At 43.5% G+C, this 24611-nt stretch carries 25 protein-coding genes, 2 tRNA genes and 1 pseudogene; 13 read left to right on the forward strand and 15 right to left on the reverse strand.

Features of this window, described 5'->3' with window-relative positions:
- Positions 1 to 9 precede the first annotated feature (9 nt).
- From pgsA to uvrC, 3 genes are all read right to left on the reverse strand, one after another.
- Positions 10 to 597 (reverse strand): CDP-diacylglycerol--glycerol-3-phosphate 3-phosphatidyltransferase, encoded by a 588-nt coding sequence (gene pgsA, locus FSC11_RS13630; RefSeq protein ID WP_008302472.1) that lies wholly within the window; start codon positions 595 to 597, stop codon positions 10 to 12.
- A 107-nt stretch (positions 598 to 704) separates the two neighbouring features.
- Entirely contained in the window at positions 705 to 1499 is a 795-nt protein-coding gene (locus FSC11_RS13635) for an acyl-CoA thioesterase (RefSeq protein ID WP_004813608.1), read from the reverse strand.
- Between the two features lie 116 nt (positions 1500 to 1615).
- Entirely contained in the window at positions 1616 to 3415 is a 1800-nt protein-coding gene (uvrC, locus tag FSC11_RS13640; protein ID WP_111810754.1) for an excinuclease ABC subunit UvrC, read from the reverse strand.
- Positions 3416 to 3640: 225 nt separating this feature from the next.
- Between uvrC and FSC11_RS13645 the strand changes: the two genes are divergently transcribed.
- The gene (locus tag FSC11_RS13645) at positions 3641 to 4690 is read left to right on the forward strand and encodes an AAA family ATPase (protein ID WP_163167445.1); all 1050 of its coding nucleotides are present in this window, start codon (positions 3641 to 3643) and stop codon (positions 4688 to 4690) included.
- 20 nt (positions 4691 to 4710) lie between these two features.
- On the opposite strand, the gene FSC11_RS13650 is transcribed toward FSC11_RS13645, so the two are convergent.
- The gene (locus FSC11_RS13650) at positions 4711 to 5127 is read right to left on the reverse strand and encodes a PH domain-containing protein (RefSeq protein WP_004813613.1); all 417 of its coding nucleotides are present in this window, start codon (positions 5125 to 5127) and stop codon (positions 4711 to 4713) included.
- 132 nt (positions 5128 to 5259) lie between these two features.
- Positions 5260 to 6321 carry a diguanylate cyclase domain-containing protein gene (locus tag FSC11_RS13655; protein WP_163167448.1) on the reverse strand — a complete coding sequence of 354 codons (1062 nt, stop codon included), beginning with the start codon at positions 6319 to 6321 and terminating at the stop codon, positions 5260 to 5262.
- Between the two features lie 514 nt (positions 6322 to 6835).
- On the opposite strand from FSC11_RS13655, the gene fadB reads away from it, so the two are divergent.
- The 5 genes from fadB (at position 6836) to FSC11_RS13680 (ending at position 12757) form a co-directional block, all read left to right on the forward strand.
- Positions 6836 to 8989 carry a fatty acid oxidation complex subunit alpha FadB gene (fadB, locus tag FSC11_RS13660; protein WP_163167450.1) on the forward strand — a complete coding sequence of 718 codons (2154 nt, stop codon included), beginning with the start codon at positions 6836 to 6838 and terminating at the stop codon, positions 8987 to 8989.
- A gap of 12 nt (positions 8990 to 9001) precedes the next feature.
- Positions 9002 to 10174, forward strand: a complete 1173-nt coding sequence (gene fadA / locus FSC11_RS13665; protein WP_163167452.1) for an acetyl-CoA C-acyltransferase FadA — start codon at positions 9002 to 9004, stop codon at positions 10172 to 10174.
- Positions 10175 to 10315: 141 nt separating this feature from the next.
- Entirely contained in the window at positions 10316 to 11014 is a 699-nt protein-coding gene (locus FSC11_RS13670) for a hypothetical protein (protein WP_163167455.1), read from the forward strand.
- 5 nt (positions 11015 to 11019) lie between these two features.
- Entirely contained in the window at positions 11020 to 12159 is a 1140-nt protein-coding gene (locus FSC11_RS13675; RefSeq protein ID WP_163167457.1) for an ImmA/IrrE family metallo-endopeptidase, read from the forward strand.
- Positions 12160 to 12310: 151 nt separating this feature from the next.
- Positions 12311 to 12757, forward strand: a complete 447-nt coding sequence (locus FSC11_RS13680; RefSeq protein ID WP_163167459.1) for a hypothetical protein — start codon at positions 12311 to 12313, stop codon at positions 12755 to 12757.
- Between the two features lie 114 nt (positions 12758 to 12871).
- Here the strand turns inward: FSC11_RS13680 and tehB are convergent, their stop codons facing one another.
- The 7 genes from tehB to FSC11_RS13715 form a co-directional block, all read right to left on the reverse strand.
- Positions 12872 to 13744 carry an SAM-dependent methyltransferase TehB gene (gene tehB, locus FSC11_RS13685; RefSeq protein ID WP_163167461.1) on the reverse strand — a complete coding sequence of 291 codons (873 nt, stop codon included), beginning with the start codon at positions 13742 to 13744 and terminating at the stop codon, positions 12872 to 12874.
- Positions 13745 to 13864: 120 nt separating this feature from the next.
- Positions 13865 to 14614 (reverse strand): hypothetical protein, encoded by a 750-nt coding sequence (locus FSC11_RS13690; protein WP_163167463.1) that lies wholly within the window; start codon positions 14612 to 14614, stop codon positions 13865 to 13867.
- A 174-nt stretch (positions 14615 to 14788) separates the two neighbouring features.
- Positions 14789 to 15292: a hypothetical protein gene (locus tag FSC11_RS13695; RefSeq protein WP_004813633.1), complete on the reverse strand. Its 504-nt coding sequence runs from the start codon at positions 15290 to 15292 to the stop codon at positions 14789 to 14791.
- Positions 15293 to 15540: 248 nt separating this feature from the next.
- A complete protein-coding gene (locus FSC11_RS13700) occupies positions 15541 to 16038 on the reverse strand; it encodes a hypothetical protein (protein WP_227591026.1) in 498 nt (165 codons plus the stop codon).
- 282 nt (positions 16039 to 16320) lie between these two features.
- A tRNA-Phe gene (locus FSC11_RS13705) sits at positions 16321 to 16396 on the reverse strand.
- Positions 16397 to 16531: 135 nt separating this feature from the next.
- A tRNA-Phe gene (locus FSC11_RS13710) sits at positions 16532 to 16607 on the reverse strand.
- Between the two features lie 193 nt (positions 16608 to 16800).
- On the reverse strand, positions 16801 to 17178 hold the full coding sequence (locus FSC11_RS13715) for a GNAT family N-acetyltransferase (RefSeq protein ID WP_004813635.1): 378 nt from the start codon (positions 17176 to 17178) through the stop codon (positions 16801 to 16803).
- 96 nt (positions 17179 to 17274) lie between these two features.
- On the opposite strand from FSC11_RS13715, the gene hisB reads away from it, so the two are divergent.
- From hisB to FSC11_RS13750, 7 genes are all read left to right on the forward strand, one after another.
- Positions 17275 to 17868, forward strand: a complete 594-nt coding sequence (gene hisB, locus FSC11_RS13720; RefSeq protein ID WP_004813636.1) for an imidazoleglycerol-phosphate dehydratase HisB — start codon at positions 17275 to 17277, stop codon at positions 17866 to 17868.
- Positions 17868 to 18485 (forward strand): imidazole glycerol phosphate synthase subunit HisH, encoded by a 618-nt coding sequence (hisH, locus tag FSC11_RS13725; protein WP_163167467.1) that lies wholly within the window; start codon positions 17868 to 17870, stop codon positions 18483 to 18485. Before hisB ends, hisH begins: the two co-directional genes overlap by 1 nt.
- Before the next feature lie 134 nt (positions 18486 to 18619).
- A complete protein-coding gene (locus FSC11_RS13730; protein ID WP_071320859.1) occupies positions 18620 to 19129 on the forward strand; it encodes a DUF805 domain-containing protein in 510 nt (169 codons plus the stop codon).
- Positions 19130 to 19280: 151 nt separating this feature from the next.
- Positions 19281 to 19907, forward strand: coding sequence for a 3'-5' exonuclease (locus FSC11_RS13735; RefSeq protein ID WP_163167469.1), 627 nt, complete (start codon positions 19281 to 19283; stop codon positions 19905 to 19907).
- A 452-nt stretch (positions 19908 to 20359) separates the two neighbouring features.
- The gene (locus FSC11_RS13740) at positions 20360 to 21130 is read left to right on the forward strand and encodes a hypothetical protein (protein ID WP_163167471.1); all 771 of its coding nucleotides are present in this window, start codon (positions 20360 to 20362) and stop codon (positions 21128 to 21130) included.
- 196 nt (positions 21131 to 21326) lie between these two features.
- Positions 21327 to 22049 (forward strand): 1-(5-phosphoribosyl)-5-[(5-phosphoribosylamino)methylideneamino]imidazole-4-carboxamide isomerase, encoded by a 723-nt coding sequence (hisA, locus tag FSC11_RS13745; protein ID WP_005220674.1) that lies wholly within the window; start codon positions 21327 to 21329, stop codon positions 22047 to 22049.
- 72 nt (positions 22050 to 22121) lie between these two features.
- Entirely contained in the window at positions 22122 to 23048 is a 927-nt protein-coding gene (locus tag FSC11_RS13750) for a DMT family transporter (RefSeq protein WP_163167473.1), read from the forward strand.
- 80 nt (positions 23049 to 23128) lie between these two features.
- On the opposite strand, the pseudogene FSC11_RS13755 reads toward FSC11_RS13750, so the two are convergent.
- The 3 genes and pseudogenes from FSC11_RS13755 to FSC11_RS13765 form a co-directional block, all read right to left on the reverse strand.
- A pseudogene (locus tag FSC11_RS13755) lies at positions 23129 to 23476 on the reverse strand (FAD-binding oxidoreductase); the annotation flags it as partial.
- Between the two features lie 93 nt (positions 23477 to 23569).
- Positions 23570 to 23953 carry a DUF4870 family protein gene (locus FSC11_RS13760; protein ID WP_163167478.1) on the reverse strand — a complete coding sequence of 128 codons (384 nt, stop codon included), beginning with the start codon at positions 23951 to 23953 and terminating at the stop codon, positions 23570 to 23572.
- A 25-nt stretch (positions 23954 to 23978) separates the two neighbouring features.
- Entirely contained in the window at positions 23979 to 24605 is a 627-nt protein-coding gene (locus tag FSC11_RS13765; protein ID WP_163167480.1) for a DUF1294 domain-containing protein, read from the reverse strand.
- Between the last annotated feature and the right edge of the window lie 6 nt (positions 24606 to 24611).

Below are 24611 nucleotides of genomic sequence, written 5' to 3' on the forward strand. Positions count from 1 at the left end.
AATATTCGATTAAGGCTGTTTCAGGTAGGGCCAAGCCGCTTTCAGGTAGATAAACATCGACCATAAGGTGAGCACAACTGCAGTATAGAGCAATGCATAAGCCAGCATATCTAGCGGCTGCCAGTTAAGCAGAAATACGGTAATTGCGATCATCTGGAAGGCGGTCTTGTATTTGCCGACTGTAGACACCGCCACACTGGTTCGCGCACCCAGTTCAGCCATCCATTCACGTAAAGCTGATACCGTAATTTCCCGCGAGATAATCACAATTGCAGCAAAGGCCATGGAGATCGAAGGCTGCCATTGCACCAGTACAATCAGTGCAGCTGCAACCATCAGCTTGTCTGCCACCGGATCCAGGAATCGACCAAAAGCCGAAGTCTGATTCAATGTTCTCGCCAGATAGCCATCAAACCAGTCCGTTACCGCCGCAACCACAAAAATTGCAGTCAACAGCATATGACGCGTCATATCCGGATTGCTTTCATCAATCCCCATCGCCGGCGGCCAATAGGCCACCAATAGAAAGACTGGAATCAGGACAATACGTGCCAAGGTCAAGATGTTTGGAATATTCAGGATACGACCTGTAGTCATAGACACCGCCAATTGTTCCCCTCATGTACGATGAAAATGCACACTTTTATTGAGGTTTGATCCATCGTTAATAGGCTTCACTTTATACGAATTGGCCAGCAGTGTCACTAGGCAAACACTGTCACTGTCTGTCTGGCAATCGCAATCAGGCGATTTTCAGCATCCCACAGATAGGCATGTTCTGTCGCGTAGCCATCTGCTGCATGATCAGTAAATACTTTATATTTAAACCAATCATTCAACTGATGTTGTACTGGATGCACATAGGTCACCGTCCAGTTGAGGCTGCTGGCTGGTGCAATCTGCTTAAACATCGGCAATACACCGGGTGGCCAGATATCAAAAATTGCCATCAGGTCAGCAACTTCAAATTTGCGGTTTGCATGTCTTTCCGGATCAAAACGGCACCATCCGCCAAAATCAGGATGATCACTCCCCGTGCATGGCAAATTCACTTCAGCCCAACGAACCTCAAACTGCTGGTAACATTCCGGCATACCTACGTTTGGAGGAATGCTAAACAGGCTTTCTGGAGCTGGATAATCCGGAGCAGATGCCTCCTGATGTACTTGAATAGTCGAGTCACGTGCTACACCAAAACTGGCTAACAAGATACTCTGCACTGCATCATCCTGCCACAGGCGAACTTCAACCGTAGTGACGGATTTACCCTCACGCAGAATTTCTGCAGTTAACCTGACTGGCCGTTGCTGGACCGGCCCCACAAAAGTTACGCTGGTGCTTAAAAGATGTTTCGCCGGGTCATTAATGCTCAGCACCGCTTTTTGCATCATCATCGCCGCAGCCAGACCACCATACAGGGTCCGTCCTTGTAACCATCCTGCTGGAAGATCAACCCATTCCTCAACAGCAATCGCTGCATACACCTGTTCCAGTGTCATTGTGCATCCCTGTGGTTCATTTTAGTTCTGATATCATTCAATAAATTTAAATTGATGTGAATGCTCAATGACTTCTCCGTCACTGAGCACTTTGGCAAATGATTTAATTTGGATTTTTATTCATGCAGTACTTTATAAATAGTACGAGCCATGACTTCACCTAAGCCTGGTACTAACATCAAGTCTTTCTCTGAAGCCTTCAACACACCTTGAATGCCACCAAAATGGGTCAGCAGGTCACGACGGCGTTTTGGACCCAGACCGGGAATCACTTCCAGAACTGAAGAGCCTCGTTTCTTGTCGCGTTTGGCACGGTGTTTGGTGATTGCAAAGCGGTGTGCTTCATCCCGTACCTGTTGAATCAGATGCAGGGCTTTATGATCTTCGGGAAGTTGAATCTTGGTGCCATCAGTAAAATGTAAAGTTTCTAAGCCTGGTTTACGTCCCTCACCTTTGGATACACCCACCATAAAAGCGTCCAGACCAAGATCCTGCATGACTTCCATTGCCATATGCAGCTGTCCCTTACCCCCATCAATCAGTAACAGGTCGGGCAACATGTGCTTTTTATAACGTCGGGTCAACGCCTGACGCATTGCAGCATAGTCATCGCCTTCGGTAATGTCGTTAATCGAGAACTGGCGATAATCCCGCTTACGCGCACCGCCACTATCAAACACCACACAGGATGCGACCGTTTCCTCCCCCATGGTATGTGAGATATCAAAACACTCAATCCGATCCACAGGATGTCCCACCACCTGCTCAAGCTGATGGAAACGCTCATTCAGTTCAAAGTGATTCGCCAGTTTCGATTTAATCCCTTGCAGCACATTCATTTGTGCCAGTTCCAGCCATTCGGCACGGGTTTCGCGGACCTTGGACTTGATCTGGATTTTTTTATCAAAATGCTGGGCCAATGCCTGTTCCAGCTCGTTACGATCAGTCACTTCTACATTGACGATCAGTTCTGCTGGAATTTCATCCGCAACCTGGAAATAGAAGTTGGCAATAAAATCACTCAACATCTGACTGAGATCATCGCTCTGGATATCCGGGAAATAGCTTTTACCTCCCAGCATTTTACCATTACGCACATGCATGATCTGTACGCAGGTCACGCCGGCCTGATGGGCAATCGCCAGAATATCGGCTTCACCTTTGACCTTGTAGATCGCTTGATTAGCTTGAACATCACGTAACAGAGCCATACGGTCCCGATAAAATACAGCCTTTTCAAATTCGAGCTGTTCGGCAGCAGCTTCCATTTTGGCAATCAGCTGCTGATTCAGTTCCTTGGTATCGCCTTGCAAGAAGCGAATCGAGTTGTTGACATCTTCCTGATAGTCTTCAGGTGAAATCAGTCCGACACAGGGGCCTGAGCAACGCTTGATCTGGTATTGCAGGCAGGGGCGCTTACGCTGTGCAAAATAGCTGTTTTCACACTGGCGCACATTAAACAGTTTCTGTAAAACGATCAGGGTATCCTTAGCATTGTAAGCACTTGGATAAGGTCCAAAAAACTTGCCCGGTTGATGTTTGCCCTTGCCTCGACCTGCTGCAATCCGTGGATAAGGTTTATCACTAGACACAAAGATATAGACATAGGATTTATCATCGCGCAGCATGATGTTATACGGTGGACGATGCAGCTTGATCAGGTTTTGCTCTAACAGTAATGCTTCTGTTTCAGAACGCACCACCAAAGTCTGAATATCATAAATCCGCGCCACCAATGCTTGGGTTTTCGGATGTTCAAGGGTCTTGACGAAATAACTGGATACGCGGTTTTTCAGGTTTTTTGCCTTGCCCACATACAGCAATTCGCCATCCTTACCATACATCCGGTATACCCCCGGAAGTGTGGTCATATTCGCCAGGATTTTTTCAATATGGGGACGCGCGTTCTCGTTCACCTGCAACCTATTTTTCACATGCAATATGCAGATAATGTGATGCTCATTGCCTGATTTTCAAGCGCGGTGACAAAATTACCATCAAGCCTGCCCACAAGCGAAGTTTATAAGTATGCAATCCCGGTTAATTTATAGGCTCACCGTTATACTGTGATTGCTAAAAGCTATAAATTTCAACTGATATCTTTGTTATGCTCGACGGGTTCGTTTTTGAGATTCCCCAAGATGACCACGCAGCATTCCGGTTTCCATATCGTCCAGCCTGGCACCTCCACGCATAGTGCTTCGGAACGTGACCGCCTGATTGGTAAGCCACGCTTTCACTTTGAACCCAAGGCGGTCATGGATCTGCTCCGGGAACGGATTATTGGGCAGGATGCTGCGCTGAATGAAATCGAAAAGATGCTACATGTGGTCAAGGCTGATTTTTCCAGCCCGGATCGTCCCCTGTCCGTGACCTTGATGCTTGGCCCAACCGGAGTAGGTAAAACCGAGACTGTGCGCCTGATTGCCGAGGCTATCTATGGACGTCCAGATGCGTTTTGCCGTATCGACATGAATACGCTGGCGCAAGAACATTATGCCGCAGCGCTAACAGGTGCGCCTCCGGGGTATGTCGGCTCAAAAGAAGGTCATAGCCTGTTCAATGAAACTGCGATTGCAGGTAGTCATACCCGTCCGGGCATTATGCTATTTGATGAATTAGAAAAGGCTTCAACCGAAGTCATTCGAGGTTTAATGAACGTGCTGGATACAGGTCGTTTAACCCTCACAGCAGGTACCAAAACCATCGATTTTCGTAACTGTATGATCTTTATGACCAGTAATGTTGGCGCTCAAGCTGCCCAGCAATATTTGGAAAAGCTCAGTTATTTACCGCAGCAGGTTCAGAATCTGTGCCTGAAAAAAGTACCGACACAGCGCATTATTGAAAAGGTCATGCAGCGTAAGTTTGATCCTGAATTTTTGAACAGGATTGATCGTACCCTGCATTATCAGGCTGTACAGAATGATGCTCTGCCACGACTGGTTGAGATTGAGCTGGAAAAACTCAATCAGCGATTACAGCATCAGAAGCGAACTGTGATCCTAACCGATACAGCCAAGGCCTATTTCTATCAAGGGCATGATATTCGTTACGGCGCACGTCATCTGGGTCGCAAGATGCGTACTGAACTAGAACCAGTTTTAGCGGTATATTTTTTAGATCAGCCTGAACAGTCTACGCTGAAGCTAGATTGCATTGAAGGTAATTTGGTGATTCAGACCGAATAGTTCGAACACAGAATGAGCGCTTAAGATGCCTGCTGGTTCTGTACCGCATTAATAAATGCCATCTGGTCTTTGGGTGAGATCAGCACAAATTTATTGGTTCCATCTTCACGATAATCCACGCGTAAACGCTTCAGGGACAAAGCGGGCGCAACAGATGAATAGTCAGTTGGAGTGACCGCCTGAATAGCAGCTACGGGAATCTGCCAGCTAAACCACATACTTTTGACGATCAATTGATCTGCAGTAAGCTGATATCGGGTATTCAGCACAGGCCACCAGATCATTACAATGGTCAGTATATAAACTGCGGTATGCAATGGATATTGCTGCATGGTGCCTTTGGCTGACATTACCAGCAGTAACTGCACCAATAGTCCGGTCATACACACCAGAAAGGCCACCAGCCACCAGTCTTTTTTGGAACGAAATACCTGCATGTGTGCTCCCCCATTCTTAAAGCTATTGTAAATCTAAAAATAGGATCTACCAGCAAAATTACTTAACTCATCAGATATTTTAAAAGTGATACAGCATGCAGTAGCAATCATGAATTGCCGTATTGATTACTGTTATTTCCCTTTCATTTTGTATTGTTTCTTGACCGCATACATCTTGTCATCGGCACAGCGGATCAGGCTGGCGCTATCCAGATAGCCGCTATTGGCATCGGCCTGATGAATCCCGATACTAAGACTGACCGGCATAGTCAGTTGGCTCAAGGTCTGCTCTACGCGTGGAATAAAGCTTTGCAAGGCATCTGCCTCGGTACAGTTCGGCAATACCACTAGAAACTCATCACCGCCATAGCGGAAACAGTAGTCTTCATCCCGGGCAATCTGCTTTAAGGTACTCGCTACTGCCTGAATCACCTGATCACCATAGACATGGCCATATTGGTCGTTTAACAGTTTAAAGTCGTTGATATCAATAAATACCACGGTCACAGGCGCATGCTGTTGCCGTGCACGATAAAGTAATTCATTTAACATCGAGGTCAGGCTACGCACATTATAAAGCCCTGTCAGTGGATCCAGCCGGGACAGGGTTTCCATTTCCTGTGCATGCACACCAAGTGCCATGGCATATTCCTGCAGTTTGTGATGGGAGCTATTCACTTCTTTGACCAGGCTCCAAATATAGGTTTCGACCACCAAGGTAATATCAAAGGTATACAGTTTTTCCAGGGTGTCCTGCACCTGCCGCGCCAGGGCTGCATCCGCCACATACTGTTCCACCAGTTTAAAGATGCCTAATTTAATCTGATGCAAGGCAGCTAGATACAGACGCGGCTCTACCCCAATACGTTTATGTACCAATCCGATACGCAAGCGGTTATTGACATAGACACTGTCATAGCAACCAGAAAACAGATCCAGAATATATTGATGCTGGGCGACCTTGAGGCGTTTAAGCGTATCGACATCACCAATCAGATTATTAATTTCAGGTACAGAGGTTTGATAGTCATAAAATTCGGCCACAGTGTCCTGCAAGCCTGGCTCTATCAGTTCACGCACAGTCGCCAGTGCTGCCAGGGCTTCTTCGGTCAGTCCAAGTAATTGCTTGCGTCGCTGGATGTCGGGCAATGAAATCTGCATCTGCTGCATCAGCGTCTGATCTGTCAATTTCATGCAGTGATCTTCTTATTATTGTTCTAGGTTTTTACTTATTTTCACCCATTCTAAGCCCGGTCGATTCACAATCCCAGCCAGCTTATCGGCAAACTACCACCTCACAACCAAACTGCAACAAAGCTGGACTTGGAGCGCGATTTTAATCAGGCTGCAAAACAGCAACAAAGAAATTCTCTGCCCTAAATTGACTTTTTTGACAGTAAAACGATTTTTTCAAAGACTTGAAAAGCCTTGCTATCACCCAATATAAATGGAGTTCTCATTAAAAAATTGTGAACTGAAACAAAATCTTCAGTTCATTGTGCTTGATAAGAGCCATACTGGAATGCATAACAGCCAAAACAGTTCAGGCAAAAATAGATGACCCTTGCGTCACGGCTTGATACAACTTGTTATGTTCTTTTTGGATATAGTTATCGTAAGATTGGCGAAGCATAAATATGCGCAGGAATCGCGCATAGGCTCTTCACAACATCAACTTAGAAGTCCTCCAAAATAAAGGAGATCAGGCATGATCCACGCTGGCAATGCCATTACCGTCCAAATGCTTTCGGACGGAATTGCAGAATTCCGCTTTGACTTACAAGGTGAGTCGGTCAACAAATTTAACCGTGCAACAATTGAAGATTTTAAAGCTGCAATTGACGCGGTAAAAGCAAACGCTGACATCAAAGGTTTAATCGTCACTTCAGCGAAGTCAACCTTCATCGTAGGTGCAGACATTACTGAGTTCGGTGCGAACTTCGCGCAAGGCGAACAGGCAATTGTAGAATGGGCACTGCCTGTTCATGACATCTTCAACTCTTTTGAAGATTTAGACATTCCTAAAGTTGCTGCAATCAATGGTCAAGCATTGGGTGGCGGTTTTGAAATGTGTCTGGTGTGTGACTACCGTGTGATGTCAGAAGCAGCTGCTGTTGGCCTGCCTGAAATCAAACTGGGGATCTTCCCGGGCTTCGGTGGTACTGTTCGTTTAAGCCGTGTGATCGGTATCGACAATGCAGTTGAATGGATGGCAATGGCCAATCCGAAGAAACCTGCTGCTGCACTGAAAGACGGTGCTGTGGATGCTGTGGTTGCTGCGGACAAACTGCAAGACGCTGCAATTGATCTGGTTAAACAAGCGATTGCGGGTCGTCTAGACTGGAAAGCAAAACGCCAGGAAAAACTAGATCCTGTTAAGTTGAACATGCTTGAGCAAATGATGGCGTTCAATACAGCCAAAGGTGCGGTTCTTGCAAAAGCAAATCCTGCTCAGTACCCGGCACCAAAATTGATGCTTGATTCACTACAGGCAGGTGCAAGCCTTCCACGTAATGAAGCATTAAAAGCAGAAGCACAAGGCTTTGCCAAAGCTGCAGTAACACCGCAAGCAGGTGCGTTGATTGGTCTATTCATCAACGATCAAGTGGTGAAGAAAACTTCCAAGAAATATGAGAAAGGTGCACACCCTGTGAACCAAGCGGCTGTATTAGGCGCAGGTATCATGGGTGGTGGTATTGCTTACCAAGCGGCAAGCAAAGGCACACCAATCATCATGAAAGACATTGGTAATCCACAACTTGCTTTAGGTATGAAAGAAGCAAACGGCTTACTGACCAAACAAGTTGAACGCAAGAAAATGAAGCCTGCACAAATGGGTGAAACTCTTGCGCGCATCCGCCCAACTTTAAGCTATGACGAGTTTAAAGAAGTGGACATCGTGATTGAAGCGGTGACTGAAAATCCAAAAGTGAAAGGTATCGTACTGAAAGAAACTGAAGCGAAAGTTCGTGAAAACACGATCATTGCTTCGAATACTTCTACGATTTCAATCACGCGTCTGGCTGAAAACCTGGAGCGTCCTGAAAACTTCGTGGGTATGCACTTCTTTAACCCAGTGCACATGATGCCATTGGTAGAAGTGATCCGTGGTTCGAAGACTTCTGACGAAGCGATTGCAACCACTGTGGTACTTGCTCAGAAAATGGGTAAAACACCAATCGTGGTGAATGACTGCCCGGGCTTCTTGGTGAACCGTGTATTGTTCCCTTACTTCGGTGCGTTTGACCTTCTACTGAAAGATGGTGCTGACTTCCAGCAAATCGACAAGGTGATGGAAAAATTCGGCTGGCCTATGGGTCCTGCTTACCTCATGGACGTTGTGGGTATCGATACTGGTGTTCACGGTGCAGAAGTAATGGCAGAAGGTTTCCCTGACCGTATGAAGCCTGACTACAAAGGTTCAATCCAGGTGATGTACGAAAACAAACGTCTTGGTCAAAAGAATGACGTTGGTTTCTACAAATACGAATTGGACCGTAAAGGCAAGAAAGCCAAAGTGGTTGATCCAACTGCATACGAACTTGTGGCTTCTGTTGCAACTGCGGAAAAACGCGAATTTGATGCTCAGGAAATCATTGACCGTATGATGCTTGCTTTCTGTAACGAAACTGTTCGTTGCCTGGAAGACAACATTGTAGCAACACCTGCTGAAGCAGATATGGCAATGATCATGGGTGTAGGTTTCCCTCCATTCCGTGGCGGTCCATGCCGTTATATCGACCAGACTGGTGTTGCTGAATACGTTGCGCTTTGCGACAAGTACGCACACTTAGGTAAGGCTTATGAAGCGCCACAAATGTTGCGTGACATGGCTGCTAACAACAAAAAATTCTACGGTTAAGGAGCAACGTGAATGGCTACTTTAAATCCACGTGACGTTGTCATCGTTGATGGCGTACGTTCAGCAATGGGTAAAACCAAAAATGGTATGTTCCGCAATGTACGTGCTGACAGCCTTTCTGCTGAACTTGTACGTGCGCTTGTTGCTCGTAACCAGTTCGATGTCAACGAAGTTGAAGACGTAATCTGGGGCTGTGTAAACCAGACTCTAGAACAAGGTATGAACATCGGTCGTAACATCGCGTTACTGGCAGATCTTCCTAAGACTGTTGCAGGTCAAACGGTTAACCGTCTGTGTGGTTCGTCTATGCAGGCAATCCATACTGCTGCGGCACAAATCATGACTGGTCAAGGTGATGTTTTCATCATTGGTGGTGTTGAGCATATGGGTCACGTAGGTATGATGCACGGCATCGACCTGAACCCTGAAGCGTCTAAGCACTATGCTAAAGCGTCTAACATGATGGGCTTAACCGCTGAAATGCTCGGTCGTATGAACGGCATTACCCGTGAAGAACAAGATGCATTTGGTGTTGAATCTCACCGCCGTGCTTGGGCTGCGACTCAGGAAGGTCGCTTCAAGAACGAAATCATCGGTATTGAAGGTCATGACGCGAACGGCTTTAAACAGCTTTGCGACATCGACGAAGTAATTCGTCCTGATGCAAACCTTGAAGCGTTCAAAGCATTGCGTCCAGTATTCGATCCGAAAGGCGGTTCTGTGACTGCTGCGACTTCTTCAGCGTTGTCTGATGGTGCGTCTGCAATGTTATTGATGTCTGCTGAACGTGCGCAAGCTTTAGGTCTTAAGCCACGTGCTGTAATTCGCTCTATGGCGGTTGCAGGCTGTGATGCTGCGATCATGGGCTTTGGTCCGGTTCCGGCAACACAAAAAGCCCTTAAACGCGCTGGTCTTGCAATTTCTGATATTCAAACATTTGAATTGAACGAGGCATTTGCTGCACAAGGTCTGTCTGTTCTTAAAGGCTTAGGCATTTATGACAAGCAAGACATCGTGAACCATAACGGTGGCGCGATTGCATTGGGTCACCCATTGGGTTGTTCTGGTGCGCGTATTACCACTACGTTGTTGAACGTGATGGAACAACAAGATACACAAATCGGCCTTGCGACCATGTGTATCGGCCTAGGTCAAGGTATCGCAACGATCATCGAGCGTGTTTAATCTTTAAATACGTGACCAAAAAGAACCCCGCTTTTGCGGGGTTTTTTGTAACAAATATTTTCAGAATGTTGAATGGGTTATTTTATAGCCTACTTTTGTGTTATAAAAAAGACATTGTTATTTTTTTAGTTGAGTATACCTTTGAATTGCGATGACTTTTTTCCAATTGATCCAATAGAATGTAAAATCTTCACACAAGAAGAGGCCGAAAATAAACTTATAGAATTAGGTTTTCCTCCTAGCCATATTTTTATAAGCTCCCTCGAAATTGCTGATAATAATTTCGAACTCCGTTTGAAGATCAACGATACTAGATTTATTGCTCGATATGGTGATTTTAAACAAGAAATAGGAACACAAATTTTAAGTCAAGGTGATTGGCAAATTAGAACTATTAATAGTCAAAGCTGCTTAGTATCTGACAAATTCAAAAAAATTATATTAATTGCAGCAGGCAATGATCATATAGGGCATATACAAGGCCATATTAATACAAGTACGTTCAAAGGTACTAAAACCAAAGATAAAATACTTAATAACATATTAAATTATGCAGATAGTTCAATTTATCAAACATGGTTATTACTATACCCTTCTCGCCTTAATGCAGAGTACTTTAAAGAAGAACGAAATCTAAAAATAGAATTAGTTCATTTTGTAGGCTGTACTAGTAAAATTATAGGCGGAATCGAAAAATATAAACCTGAATATGCAACCTGCCGAATTATACTTGAAGGTCATCCAGATACTCCACTAAAACTAAATTCGCATAAACCTGAAGAAGAAAATTCAGGTAAAATTACTGAAGACGATTTTAGTATTTCATTGAAAACTGGTTAAAGGATATGCATCTCGTAGATCAAAAAAGCTTTGTATCAGCTAATGTTGATCGTCATAGAATACGATTGGCAAAAGACCTACGTCGACTTTCAATTAAAGAATTTTCCAATTTACTGGAATGTTCTGATTCAAAAGCCAAGAAAATTTTGAACGATGAGGCACATGACATTAGCTTGAACGACTTAGAAAATATTTCCTCCAAGCTAGATGTGCCTATTTCTTTTTTTTACAATCATGATTCACTTTTACCAGTTGATCGTGGTCAAATTTTTTATCGTTCGATGGCAAGAATTAAAGCGGAATATCGTACGTCTAACGAAGCATATACCTTACTAGCTAAGAAAATTAATTATTACTTTGAGACGAAACTTTCTCTCCCAAAGTTTACGATGCCCGAAATAGAAGTATATGATTATGATCGATCTGATATTGTTCAAAATGTTGCAAATAACTTACGTGCTAGTTGGGGACTAGGTGTTCAACCTATCCAAAATATTGTCGCTCTAATGGAATTGAAAGGCATAAGAATTTTTAGGTTGCCTTTTAATAATAAAGAAGTCGATGCATTATCATTTTATGATGAACAAACTGGCACGCCCTTTGTTTTTTTAAGTGATGGCAAGTCTAATGAAAGACAGAGATTCGATGCTGCACACGAATTGGGTCACATCATTTTACACAAAGATGATAAAGCTGAGAAAATTCTAAATAGAACTATAGAAGCTGAAGCTGATAACTTTGCTTCTGAGTTTTTAATGCCTAAAAAAAGCTTTGAGGCAATGCGCCCAAAATACACCAGTATCCAATCAATGATCGAATATAAACAAGTTTGGCGCACCTCTCTAAAAGCTGTGAATTATCGTTTTCATAAACTAAATTTAATATCTGATTGGATTTATAAAAGTAATTCAATAAATATTAATAGCTTAGGTTATCATATAAACGAACCTAATCCGACTTACCAAGATCAGTCCTTAATTTTTCAAAAAATCTTAAAAGTTTTATCATCTGATACAAGTTTTTCTAGCAATAAGATGCTTGATGAAATTGGTATTTCAAAGCAAGATTTCAATGACCTGACATTTAATTCATTAGAAAAATTTGAAGCATCCAAACCTAGACAAAAACTTTATGTTGTTGGTTAAAGCTCTTCGGAGCTTTTTTATTCTCAAATAAGTGTTATCCCTTTGTAATTTTAGTTTACTATTCAACCAATAAAATCCTATTTATGAAGCACTTAAATTTTATAAATGTATGATCAAGCCTCTTTTTTCCTATTTCCTTAAAAGGGTTTATATGAACATGCTTAAAACAATGATCGCGACTGCAATCGTAGCGACTTCTGCATCTGCAATGGCAGCTGAAGCTCCAGCAACGACTAAAACAGTAGCAGTACAAACCATTGCTCAACAAGCAGCTATACCTGTACAAGCGAAAGTTGAAGCGGCTCAAGCAACTGCAACAAATGCAAAACAAGCAGCAGAAACAAAAGTTGAATCAGTAAAAACTGAAAATGCGGTAAAAGCAGATACAGCAAAAGCAGCAGCTGAAGAAAAAGTTGCAGCAGTAAAAACAGAAGCTGTCGTAAAAACTACAGAAGCAAAAGAAACTGCAATGGCTAACGCAGCAGAAGTAAAAACTGAAGCAGCTCAACAAGTAGAAGCTGCAAAAGCTGCACCTGCTGAAGCAGCAGTAAAAGCTGAGAAAAAAGGCTGGTTCTCTTGGTTTAAAAAAGCAGCTTAATCCTGCAATTTAAACTGCAAAGGGATGTCATCTGACATCCCTTTTTATTATCGTCTATTTTTAAATACGGCCTGCGACTAAGTAATCAGCCTGTATTTTCAAATATTAAAAAAATTAAGCTGAGACCTTCTGCGCCAGCATCGTGGCAAAATGTTGTTTGATGCGGTTACCCTGCTCATCCCTGCGATATAGCTCACCAACATCCTCATTGTATTTAATCAGCTTCCAGTCTTTATAAAAGGCTCTTAATTCACCTTGCTTAAAGGCAAAAGGAAAATCTGGCTGGGCTGGAATGTCATCAGTATCCATGGCACAGACAATCAGGTTATAGCCATTAATTTTGGTCGCCTGCTGCATTTGAGTAATCAGTGCTGGAACGGTTTTAGCTTGCAGGAACATCATCACCACAGTGCAGCAGATAAAATCATAACTGCCAGAAATGCTTGGATCTGCATTCAAATCCCGCTGTGCAATATGAATCTGCTGAATATCTTCAGCATCAACAATTTTCTGAAATTTTTCCAGACTCTGGGATTTCACATCCCAAGCATCGACCTCATAGCCCATCTGGTTTAAATACAGCGAATTCCGTCCTTCTCCGCAGCCGACATCCAGTGCGCGACCACCGCTTAAATAAGGCGTTGCTGCCAGGATCTCGGAATGTGTTGGGGAAATCGCGTATTTCTTATGAAAATAATCCTGTGGTATACAGTAAAACTTTAGCTGACATTCTACATCTGCACTGGCAGAGACAATTTTGTGCCATACCTCAGGCTCAATAAGTGGCGGTTGCTGCTCTGGAGTAAACACATGCTCGGATTGCACCTCGCCTGCTTGGTCCAGCATGGCAAAATGTACCTTACCTTTTAAGACGGTCAGTTTGGCCCAAGTACCCGCCTTGGTATTATGCGGACGCTGAAAGCCCTGAGGAATCTGTTCCTGTGTCCAGATTGGCATTTCCTTATAACAGACTAAGTCCTGAGTCATGCAGCATTGCTCCTGTTATCGCACCATTTTATTCAACTGATAATTTCCTGTTTATCTATAGCATGCTTCTGTTTTTGGCACCATGCTCAGGATGATTTACGGCTAAATGACTCTTTCAGGCTACAAAGCTTCTTCGACAATTTTCTGATTTTTGGTCTTAATTTGCTGCATCTGTTTATTGAGGTTTTCAATATCTTTATACAATGCGATAAAGGGCTGCACCGCTTTTTCATCATGGAACATAAACATGCGGTTGCGTTTTTCCCACTTATATTTTTTTAACAAGGCAAATAGCTGATCAGCCTTGGCCAGACTCTGCTTTTCAATTGCAAAGATGGCATAGGCATCACTTTCCTGCTGGGTTGATTTCAGGTTCTGTGCCAACTGCTGACGATAACGCTGCTTGATATCGAGCCGCTTGACCTGTTCAATCTGGCTTTCTTCACGGCGCTGAATGGTCTGCTCATAGCTCTGCACAATCTGATGCACCTGCTTGAGCATGGTCTCAGTTTCTTTATAACCTTGAGCCTGATCTTTCTCCAGACGATCAATATCCAGAAAATGCTCCCAGTTCGCTGCTTTCAGATCTCGCAAATACTGATTACGTTCTTCAGCGCGGTCTCGCATCTGTCCCAGTACATATTCCGCCATGACCGCATAATCACCATCCAGACGGTCTTCTTCAATGTCTAACTGAATCGGCTTGCTCCAGTCCTGTGCCTGTTCAAAGATTTCAGCTGTCTTTTCATTCAGAACAGTTTCATATTCGATCAGCTCGGCTTCTTCCTGCTGTTGCGCAGTGTATTGATAAAATAGCCATGCAAAGACAACAAGTGTCGCACCAGCCAGGACCATAAAGACACGCGGCATGCACATGCTCCCCTGCTGCAAGTTATGTATAGGTTTCCTTTTAACCAATATGCTGATTTTTTAGACACAAATCAATTGTTCTATACAAAAACTCTATGCAGGGACATAGTTCATCCTACGAGGAAATTTCATTAAAATTCCTGTTTAAGCCAGCTCTGAATCGTTTAATCCTGCCTAGCAACCGTTGGTAGCACACCATTCATTAATCAGCGTTCGGTCAATATTATTCGGATTGAACTGCTCCCGAGCCGCCTGAACTGAAGTGGCATCGCGGTTAATACCAAATGGCACCAGCATCAGATAAATACCGTCACGTGGATCAGGAGAACGCAAACCATCGGCAATGGCCTGCACATACTGTTGCAGCCCTGGTGGCAGGTTATCCAGTCGTGCCGGATTGGTGGTAGGCAGAATCTCGATATCACCAGCGAAGTCAGCATTAACCGTATAGTCTTGCAGTTCGCGTTCAATCTTCATCATTCGCATCTTTAAGGCCTGTTTCTGGCTGGATTGTTCTTGCAGGGGAAGCATGAACTCGGTTTCTTCACGCAGTTCACGATCTGCCATCACAGTCAGTGTCGGCAAGGTAACGGAATCGGGTGCAGCATGTGCATTAACCAGACGCAGTGCAGTAAACAGACTCAGTAGCATCAGAAAAGTTGTGTCGAGGGGACGCATAAGGAAAACCTCCGCATCGTCATTTCAGTGGGAGAAACCTTATTCTTGCTTGAACTTATGTAAAGGTGCTGAGTATTACTGTGAGCGTTGATAGACGGTCAATACAGCATGATTACTGGTGTTCAATGTAAACGGTTTTTATGCAGATTGCTTTTGAATAAAAGATAAATCTCTCGAAAATCCCAGATATAAAAAATCCCCGACTAACGAGGATTAAAAGACTTAAGATTAGATTACTTGCTTTGAGCTTAAGGAATAGCAGGGGAAAGTTTATTGAAATAATCCTGCATACCGAGTTTGATCGTACTCGGATTAATTTGCAGTTGAAAACGATATTCAGCAGATTGACTATTGCTACGATCAATCCCCAGCGGCTGTAGCATGATATTTAAACCCTGAGTTGGATCACTGGATTGCAGGCCTTGGGCAATACTCATGACATATTGCTGCAGCATTGGAGAAACCGAATTAAAGTCAGGCTGGTTCTGCGGCTGAAAATCCAGATTTTCGATCACCTGTGCATTCAGTACAAAATTCTGGGCTTCCTTGGAACTGCGCATCACCTGATGTTGTAAGGCACGCTGAGTCTTTTCTTCCTGAACAAAAGGAACATAACCAGTTTCATTACTCAGTTCAGGTTCCGCCATTACGGTTAAGGTCGGCAGCGTTACCGCTACTTTATCATCGTCAGCTAGTGCTCCCATGCTGAATGCGCTCAGCATGATTCCAAATGCAGACATTTTCATAATATTCACTGGCTTGCCTCCCCGTAGTTCTCTATCACTCAAGTTGTATAACTGCAGATGTCATAAACTATTTTTAATATTCTTATCTATTAGATTACATGGATTATTTGGACAACTCATGCCTGCTCGGATGAATGGCATCTCAGGAAAATGATCTCGAAACCTAAAAGCGTATGACGCTCACAGTTTCAAAGCCGAGTAATCAAGAAAGATTATTTTCTGTTGAATGACAAAATGACAAACGAAAAAAAACCTCAAACATGGTTTGAGGTTTTTTGAATATGGTGGCGAGACCCAGGATCGAACTGGGGACACACGGATTTTCAATCCGTTGCTCTACCTACTGAGCTATCACGCCGATGCGGTGTATTAAGCCGTATCTGCACACATTAGTCAATCGAAATTAGAAAAAAAATGATTGAATGTGTAAAATTTGACCCAAAAAAAATCCCTGATGGGATCAGGGATTGAAAACTTTAAATCGTTTGGAATATGGTGGCGAGACCCAGGATCGAACTGGGGACACACGGATTTTCAATCCGTTGCTCTACCTACTGAGCTATCACGCCGATGACGCGTATTAAACCGTTTCAGCCCAATGCCGTCAAGCATGAAAAGTATAATTTTTATCAATCGTCTACTTTTGCAGCAGATTTAATTATCACTTGCTTAATTTTTAATTAAAACGGCCTAAATTATTCATTTTCAGTCAAAAATTTGCATAAAAAAGCAGCCCTAAGGCTGCCTTTATACAGGAAAAGTTTAAATTTTTTCGATATGCGCCAGACAGCGATGAATCGCGCCACAACCAGGTTCAAACACCTTCACACCTTTTTCTTCTTCCATTCGGCAGGCTTCACTAACCAGCCTTTCTGCAACTCCACGTCCACGATTGGCCGGATGTACAACGACATACTCCAGCAGGCGGGTTTCACCTTGACCCGTGCACCAGATCGCACCAATAATACGGGTATTAAATTCTGCAGTATAAAGTACGGTATACTGTTGCAGGTTTTGCTCTAGTTGTTCCATGGCATCGGCCCCATCACTAAACTCCGGGCTGGTGTCATACAGTCGCTCAAGCTGGCTGCGCACTTCATCATTTTCCAAAGAAGTATAGGCATGTACGGTTATAGGCATTGATAAACCCTCCTGAGCAATCTAATATGCGGTGACGTCGTCACGGCGAAAATATTTTCTACATCAATCATTTTGACGTATTTGAGGAACGTGTCTATGACAGATCGTATCAGTGAAGTGGTAAGAAATACCAACGAAACCAAAATTCGAGTTCGCTTGAATCTCGATGGGTCTGGTCAAGGCACTTTAAATACTGGTATTCCATTTTTAGATCATATGATTGATCAAATCAAGCGACATGGTCTGTTTGATATTGATATTCATTGTGACGGCGACCTGGAAATTGACGATCACCATACTGTAGAAGACTGTGGTATTACCCTGGGTCAAGCCTTTGCACAAGCATTGGGTGACAAGAAAGGTTTACGCCGTTATGGTCACTTCTATGCCCCGCTGGATGAGTCTTTGAGCCGTGTCGTAGTTGATCTGTCTGGCCGTCCGGGTCTGTTTATGGATATTCCATTTACCCGTGCCATGATTGGCCGTTTTGATGTAGACCTGTTCTCTGAATTCTTCCAGGGCTTTGTAAATCACTCGCTGATGACTTTACATATTGACAACCTAAAAGGTAAAAACAGTCACCATCAGATTGAAAGCGTATTTAAGGCGTTTGCCCGTGCATTGCGTATGGCATGTGAAGTTGATCCACGTGCTGCCAATACTGTTGCTTCAACCAAAGGTACCCTGTAATGACCCGTATTGCCCTTCTTGACTATGGCATGGGAAATCTTCACTCCGCTGCCAAAGCATTAGAACATGTCGGTGCTACAGTAGATGTGACCAATGATCCGAAGCTGATTGCTCAGGCAGATAAGATTGTTTTCCCGGGTGTAGGCGCAATGCGTGATTGTATGCACGGTATGCATAAAGCGGGTATTGATGATGTGGTACGTCATGCGGTGTTCAATAAGCCGGTACTGGCAATTTGTGTCGGTATGCAGGCGCTGATGCAACGTTCTGAAGAAAATGGCGGTGCAGATGCACTGGGTATTTTTGAAGGTGAAGTGAAACGCTTCCCGGATGTAGAAGGTTTAAAAGTACCGCATATGGGCTGGAACCAGGTGCATCAGGCTGATTCAGGTCATCCAATGTGGAAAGACATTGAGCAGGATGCACGTTTCTATTTCGTACACAGCTTCTATGTAGAGCCGAAAGATCCAAGCATCGTGGCTGCGACATGTGACTATGGTTTAGAGTTCTGTACGACGATTCACAAGGAAAACTTGTTCGCAACACAATTCCACCCGGAAAAAAGCCATACCGCAGGTTTACAACTGCTGAAAAACTTCGTGGAATGGAATATCTAATCCTATCAATGTTTAAAAAAACCCGCTTAAAGCGGGTTTTTTATTGCTCAATATTTAATCTTTTATTTTTTAATAAATTACTATATCATTCATTTACTTATAAAAATCTTAATGATAAAAACAAGGAAATAACAATGAGTAATTTAAATGATTCTGCTTTAAATGCAGGGGGACGTTTTGGGCGTCGTTCATATCTGGCCTGGAATATGCTAATGGGCTTTTGTTTAATGCTTGTCGGTATTTTAGCTGCTGTCATTCTACCAGGCGCAAATCCATTTCTGAGTCCAGATGGCTCCTTGCCTATGCTATCACTGGTAGTCATGGGATTAATTTATATTGCAGTAATTTATTTCAGTATCATCTTTTTAATTCGTCGCCTGCATGACCGAAACCATAGCGGCTGGCTGTCTTTGCTGATGCTGGTACCTATCGCCAATATTTTATTTGCCTTGTATGCTCTGTTTGCTCCGGGTAACCGCAATCACAACCAGTTTGGACACCCCCGTACCACACGTGGCTGGGAAAATGTACTGGCGATTCTTTATATTCTGCTGATTGTTTTGGGGATTGTAGCAGCGATGGCTGTTCCCTCTTATCAGGACTATGTCAATCGTGCAAAACAGGCAACTTTGCAACAGCAATAAGTTTAATCCAGTCAACTCAACTCAGAAGCCAGATCTAAAAATGGGCCTGGCTTTTCATTTTGATTTAAAAATAATTTTCTTAAAAGCGCTTTAGACTGAATTGAAAAAGTCTTAAGCTGCATCTTCATACACGGACCCACTCAGACTCGTCATGGATGCCCTTCATTCTCCAATTTTACCCACCAAAGAAGAGATCGCCACACTTCCAAGATTTCAAAATATCTCCTTTGAAAAAATTATTGTGATTCAGAATCTTCAACAGGCAGAAGTAATACGTGAAGAACTTGAACAGGTACAAGTCTTTGGCTTTGACTCAGAATCCAAGCCCATATTTAAAGCCGGTGAACAGTCTACAGGACCGCATTTGATTCAGTTAGCTACCCGAGAAAGGGCGTATTTATTTCAAATGAATACGGAACTATGGCATTTTTTACAGCCGATATTTGCCAATCCCAATCAGATGAAAGCTGGCTTTGGCTTAAAAAATGACAAGCATCTGTTCCGTAAAAAAGGTATTGAATTGAATGGGGTACTGGAGCTATCCAAATGCTTTGGCAGTTTTGGGTTCAAACAGGCTGTTGGGGTCAGGAATGCGATGGCACTCCTGTTCCAGGTCAATTTCCCAAAGTCCAAAAAGATCAGTACCTCTAACTGGGCAGCACGGAAACTCAGTCAGGCTCAAATTGAATACGCAGCCGCGGATGCTTATGCCTGCATTTTGATTCTAGAAGAACTTTGGCAACGGAAACTCCTAAGCCGAGAATTGAAACTTTCCTAAAGAAAATAATCATTGCTTCTGGATATTTATTAACACTAATACTTGAGAAATTAAGCGCTGATCGATTGTAAGATTATGTAAACCATATAACGCACCAAAATTTAGCAAATGAATAATCACTTTTCTAAAAACCTGAGTAAACTACTCAACTTTTTTACTATTCTTTTAATCGAACATTAAGCTAAACAATAAAAGTGCACAAAAATAACACTACTCATCTTTTAGAAGCACCAAAATAACCAATATAAATCATTGTTTTTAATTACATTTTTTCACAAAATATAAAATTAATATCAATCCTTTGATAAACATGAATTTTCCATAACATTTTCCTGACTTATGATCAAAATTATGGTTCTAGGCTCTATAAATTTGGCAAATTTTTGCTAAAACATGATGTGCATAACAATTCTCCATCGTTAAGTAGTTCAAATTTCTAGAGGGTAAAAATCATGGCAAGTTTATTGGGCGGCGGTAAGTTCAATGGGGTATTCACACTGGCAGTGCAAGGTATTAGCAAAGCCGTAGGCTTCCTGACTAAGGCTGTTATTACCTTAGTTGATGAAGTGGTTGAAACAGTCAGTACCCTGACGGCACCTTTGACGGACGCACTGACACAATTACCTGTAGTTGGCGATACGTTAAAAACTGTCCTGGATACCAGTACAGGACTTTTAGCAGATGTGAGTCAAGGCGTGCATGCCGTATCAGACCAGCTATTACAGGGAGATTTATCTGGTGGTATAGACACGCTGCTAAATGGAACTACAGACCTGGTCGGTCAAACTTTAGATGGCGTCTCTGATATCTTAGATAGCGTTTTAGATACTACGGCGCCGCTGACTGCTCCACTGCTTTCTTTGCCAGTCATCGGTGATGTGGTTGCATCAGTCGGGCAGACTACTTCTAACCTGAGTGGACTGGTTTCAGAAACGGGTGATTATGTCGCTGGCATTCAGCCACTAGATCTGGTGAATGATGTACTCAGTAATCCGGTAGCGAGTGTGGGTGGTGTCCTGCAAGATGTCTCAGGCACTGTCGATGCACTGCTGGATGACCTTGCCCCGATTACTGATACTGCAGCGGATCTGCCAGTTATCGGCGGTATCGTTACAACGGTAGGCGCCACAGCAGGTGCAGTCAATGACGGTCTTTATGACCTGGGTACTCAGCTTGGTAAAGTAGGTCCACTGGATCTGGAACTTCAACTCGCATATGTTTAATTGAATTTCATCCATGCTGAATGATCAGCCTGATCAGATATAAAAATAACAATGAGCTGTACTCACTCACTCCAACCTGTCCATGACAGGTTTTTTTCATATGCGAGATTCAGTATTTAGATTTATAAATCCGCCGTTTATTTGTTAAGATGGCAGCCATTCAAATTCAATCGACGATTAGGCCAGGAGCGAAAGCATGCTGATCATCCCTGCAATTGACCTGAAAGATGGCAAATGTGTCCGTTTAAAACAAGGTCGTATGGAAGACGATACTGTATTTTCTGATGATCCAGTGGCTACTGCGCAGCATTGGGTAAATGAAGGTGCGCGTCGTCTCCATCTGGTTGATCTGAACGGTGCTTTTGCAGGTACTCCGATTCATAAGCCAGTCGTAGAAGCGATTGCTAAAGCACAACCAAACTTACCGATTCAAATCGGTGGTGGTATTCGTTCACTGGAAACCATTGAGCATTACCTAGATGCAGGTGTGTCTTATGTAATCATTGGTACAAAAGCAGTGAAAGAGCCTGAGTTTGTTGAAGAGGCATGTAGACAGTTCGCTGGTCATATCATTGTTGGTATTGACGCCATGAATGGCATGGTCGCAACGGATGGTTGGGCCAATGTGACTGACGTGAAAGCGACTGATCTGGCTAAACGTTTCGCCGATGCAGGCGTGTCCAGCATTGTCTATACCGACATCGCACGTGACGGCATGATGCAAGGTGTGAACATTGAGCAAACTGTGAACCTGGCAACTTACTCAGGTCTTCCAGTGATTGCTTCTGGTGGTGTCACTAATATCGATGACGTTCATGGCTTAAAAGGCCAACCAGGCATTCTTGGCGCAATTACTGGTCGTGCGATCTATGAAGGCACTTTAAATCTTCGTGAAGCACAAGCGGTTTTAGACGCTTAATCTGAAAGATTGATGTTGCTGTAAAAGAGGTCTTCGGGCCTCTTTTCGTTTTTATCTGAATACTGATCTCCCATGTCTACCTTATCCTCTGAATCCTCAATATGGAAAGCGAAGCTCCCTCAGCTTTCTCTGATTTTAATTACCATCATTTGGGGTACAACCTTTGTGGTGGTGAAATACGGACTGACCTTTGCCAGTCCCGTGCTATTTGTGGCCTTGCGTTTTATGGCTGCTGCTATTGCCGTGACACTCATTTCCTGGAAATATCTCAAAGGCATGTCTGCTTTTGAAGTTTTTGCTGGTGCGGTCATCGGATTGCTCATTGCACTGGGCTATGGTACGCAAACAGTTGGACTACAAACGATTAGCAGTAGTGAATCGGCTTTTTTAACCGCACTGTATGTGCCTCTTGTGCCTATCTTGCTATGGCTGCTGTTTCGTAAAAAACCACATGTCATGACATGGATTGGGGCAGCCCTCGCCTTTTTAGGTCTGGTCTTCTTAACAGGAAATGGCTTTGGTGCGATTCAACTGAGTTTTGGACAGCTACTGACGATTTTGGGTTCGATTGCAATTGCACTTGAAATCATCTTTATAAGTTACTTTGCACCGAAGGTAAATACGCGCCGCGTGACCGTGTTACAGCTGATTTTCGCATCACTGTTCTGCTTTATTATGGCAGCAATGCTCGGCGAACCTCAGCTACCGGAGTTCCATCCTCACCTTGCCATCATTTTAGTTGGCCTCGGTATAGCCAGCGCAGTGATTCAACTCGTCATGAACTGGGCACAAGAAATGGTTGATCCTTCTCAGGCTGCCATCATCTATGCTGGTGAACCGATCTGGGCCAGTCTGTTTGGCCGACTCGCTGGAGAACGTTTACCTGCTCTGGCTTTATTGGGCGGATTAATGGTGGTACTGGGTGTAATTGCCAGTGAATGGAAACCGAAGTTTTTAAGAACAGAAAAAAGAGAAGAGTTGAAGGAAGATCTTTCTTAATTTTCCCTCACCCTAACCCTCTATGAATCTCCCTAAATCCCTCTTTAAAAAGGGGGATTTTTTTATATTTATATTGAATTTTAGAAAAATACCATTTTGCCCGGATTGACCAAAGCACTAAAATTATAGGCCGTTTTCGCCATTGGAATCACCACCGGTGCAAGTACTCGACCAAATAGGATATCTTGATGCTGGATACTGGTTAACATATTAAAGTCATCGGCTTTGCCACAGAAGTCATCTGCAATCACTTTACCAATACCCACAGTTTGCGCCACGCCATGACCACTCCAACCTTGTACTGCATAGATTGGAAATTTATCACCAAACTTGCGGCTGTCGGCTGTGCCATTCATGGTCAGATCAGTTGTACCACTCCAGACAAAATCAAGTTCGACCTGTTTTAACTGCGGAAAGACATGCTGAATAGTGCCCACTTCATTCGGATATTCTGCTGCCAAAAATCATAGAGCTATAAAAAAGAGCAGCGATATGCTGCTCTTTCCAGATCCCAATTTGATTTATCGATACATCGGCAGATTATCATTCAAACGCATAATCCCGCGAATTGCACGATACACAATCCAGATCCAGGCCAAGCCAATCACAATCAGGCAGAAAGTGGTGGCACCAAATGCTACACCTGCAAACAGATCCGGATCTTCACCGGTAAAGAACAGGAAGAAAAATGGAACAAAGGCAACGATATTCCAGATCAGATACCACCAGAAGGTGCGGATCTGCCAGGTAAAATGGCTCTCGAAAATTGTGCCGCGAACCGAGCTGCGTTTCACATAGTTAATCACCAGCGCAATGACAGCAAGCAGGCCACCGGTAAAGATCGCCACAATATAAAGAATAAGAGTCAGTGTGCGGTTAGGGTCCTTGTCAATCGAATAGTTCATACCCTCTCCTTTTTATCAATTTCCCTTAAATATTTAAGCCGTTTAAAGGGGAAATAAGCCATAGAATCAAAATGATGTTAAAGGCTATGGTACAAAAATAAATCTGACGGAATGGTTGTTTTTGTGTTTTATGTCTCAGTTTTTGTTGGGCCAGCCAAGCTGCCGGCCAACCTCCAAGAAAAGCCACCAGATGTAGCGCATTTTCAGGAATACGGCGATTACCGAGTTGGGCTGCTTCCTTGTCTTGGGCGTAGAGCCAGTAACTCAATATATTCATTAAACTAATCAGCAACACTACCATCCCGCTCAACAGGCCACTGAAACTGAGTACCACAAGCGCCAGAATATATCCCACACAGAGGATTTGCATCGGCTGCAAATTTTCTTTTTTATTATTTATGCTAGTTTTCTGTTTAGCCGTCAACGCCTTGATTTGGGCAGCTTTGAGATAAGTCACCTGCTGAGCACGATAACGGCCTTGATCATCCAGAATCACGGCATAATCTAGGGCACAACCCACAATCGGGCGCGGACCAGGGCGCGCAAAATCCTTAATGTGTAGAAAAACACGTTCCTTGCCAGCATCATTCGGCTGAATAAAACCATAGCCTTTTTCATCAAACCATTCCACCAAACGCCCTTGATCACGCATATTGTT

The sequence above is a fragment of the Acinetobacter schindleri genome (assembly GCF_010918895.1).
Taxonomy (GTDB): Bacteria; Pseudomonadota; Gammaproteobacteria; order Pseudomonadales; family Moraxellaceae; genus Acinetobacter; species Acinetobacter schindleri.

What these genes read in the sequence shown, in the direction of transcription:
- pgsA (WP_008302472.1), bottom strand. Translation starts at nt 597, where the DNA reads ATGACTACAGGTCGTATCCTGAATATTCCAAACATCTTGACCTTGGCA.
- FSC11_RS13635 (WP_004813608.1), bottom strand. Translation starts at nt 1,499, where the DNA reads ATGACACTGGAACAGGTGTATGCAGCGATTGCTGTTGAGGAATGGGTT.
- FSC11_RS13645 (WP_163167445.1), top strand. Translation starts at nt 3,641, where the DNA reads ATGACCACGCAGCATTCCGGTTTCCATATCGTCCAGCCTGGCACCTCC.
- FSC11_RS13650 (WP_004813613.1), bottom strand. Translation starts at nt 5,127, where the DNA reads ATGCAGGTATTTCGTTCCAAAAAAGACTGGTGGCTGGTGGCCTTTCTG.
- FSC11_RS13655 (WP_163167448.1), bottom strand. Translation starts at nt 6,321, where the DNA reads ATGAAATTGACAGATCAGACGCTGATGCAGCAGATGCAGATTTCATTG.
- fadB (WP_163167450.1), top strand. Translation starts at nt 6,836, where the DNA reads ATGATCCACGCTGGCAATGCCATTACCGTCCAAATGCTTTCGGACGGA.
- fadA (WP_163167452.1), top strand. Translation starts at nt 9,002, where the DNA reads ATGGCTACTTTAAATCCACGTGACGTTGTCATCGTTGATGGCGTACGT.
- FSC11_RS13675 (WP_163167457.1), top strand. Translation starts at nt 11,020, where the DNA reads ATGCATCTCGTAGATCAAAAAAGCTTTGTATCAGCTAATGTTGATCGT.
- FSC11_RS13680 (WP_163167459.1), top strand. Translation starts at nt 12,311, where the DNA reads ATGAACATGCTTAAAACAATGATCGCGACTGCAATCGTAGCGACTTCT.
- tehB (WP_163167461.1), bottom strand. Translation starts at nt 13,744, where the DNA reads ATGACTCAGGACTTAGTCTGTTATAAGGAAATGCCAATCTGGACACAG.
- FSC11_RS13690 (WP_163167463.1), bottom strand. Translation starts at nt 14,614, where the DNA reads ATGCCGCGTGTCTTTATGGTCCTGGCTGGTGCGACACTTGTTGTCTTT.
- FSC11_RS13695 (WP_004813633.1), bottom strand. Translation starts at nt 15,292, where the DNA reads ATGCGTCCCCTCGACACAACTTTTCTGATGCTACTGAGTCTGTTTACT.
- FSC11_RS13700 (WP_227591026.1), bottom strand. Translation starts at nt 16,038, where the DNA reads ATGAAAATGTCTGCATTTGGAATCATGCTGAGCGCATTCAGCATGGGA.
- FSC11_RS13715 (WP_004813635.1), bottom strand. Translation starts at nt 17,178, where the DNA reads ATGCCTATAACCGTACATGCCTATACTTCTTTGGAAAATGATGAAGTG.
- hisB (WP_004813636.1), top strand. Translation starts at nt 17,275, where the DNA reads ATGACAGATCGTATCAGTGAAGTGGTAAGAAATACCAACGAAACCAAA.
- hisH (WP_163167467.1), top strand. Translation starts at nt 17,868, where the DNA reads ATGACCCGTATTGCCCTTCTTGACTATGGCATGGGAAATCTTCACTCC.
- FSC11_RS13730 (WP_071320859.1), top strand. Translation starts at nt 18,620, where the DNA reads ATGAGTAATTTAAATGATTCTGCTTTAAATGCAGGGGGACGTTTTGGG.
- FSC11_RS13735 (WP_163167469.1), top strand. Translation starts at nt 19,281, where the DNA reads ATGGATGCCCTTCATTCTCCAATTTTACCCACCAAAGAAGAGATCGCC.
- FSC11_RS13740 (WP_163167471.1), top strand. Translation starts at nt 20,360, where the DNA reads ATGGCAAGTTTATTGGGCGGCGGTAAGTTCAATGGGGTATTCACACTG.
- hisA (WP_005220674.1), top strand. Translation starts at nt 21,327, where the DNA reads ATGCTGATCATCCCTGCAATTGACCTGAAAGATGGCAAATGTGTCCGT.
- FSC11_RS13750 (WP_163167473.1), top strand. Translation starts at nt 22,122, where the DNA reads ATGTCTACCTTATCCTCTGAATCCTCAATATGGAAAGCGAAGCTCCCT.
- FSC11_RS13760 (WP_163167478.1), bottom strand. Translation starts at nt 23,953, where the DNA reads ATGAACTATTCGATTGACAAGGACCCTAACCGCACACTGACTCTTATT.
- FSC11_RS13765 (WP_163167480.1), bottom strand. Translation starts at nt 24,605, where the DNA reads ATGCGTGATCAAGGGCGTTTGGTGGAATGGTTTGATGAAAAAGGCTAT.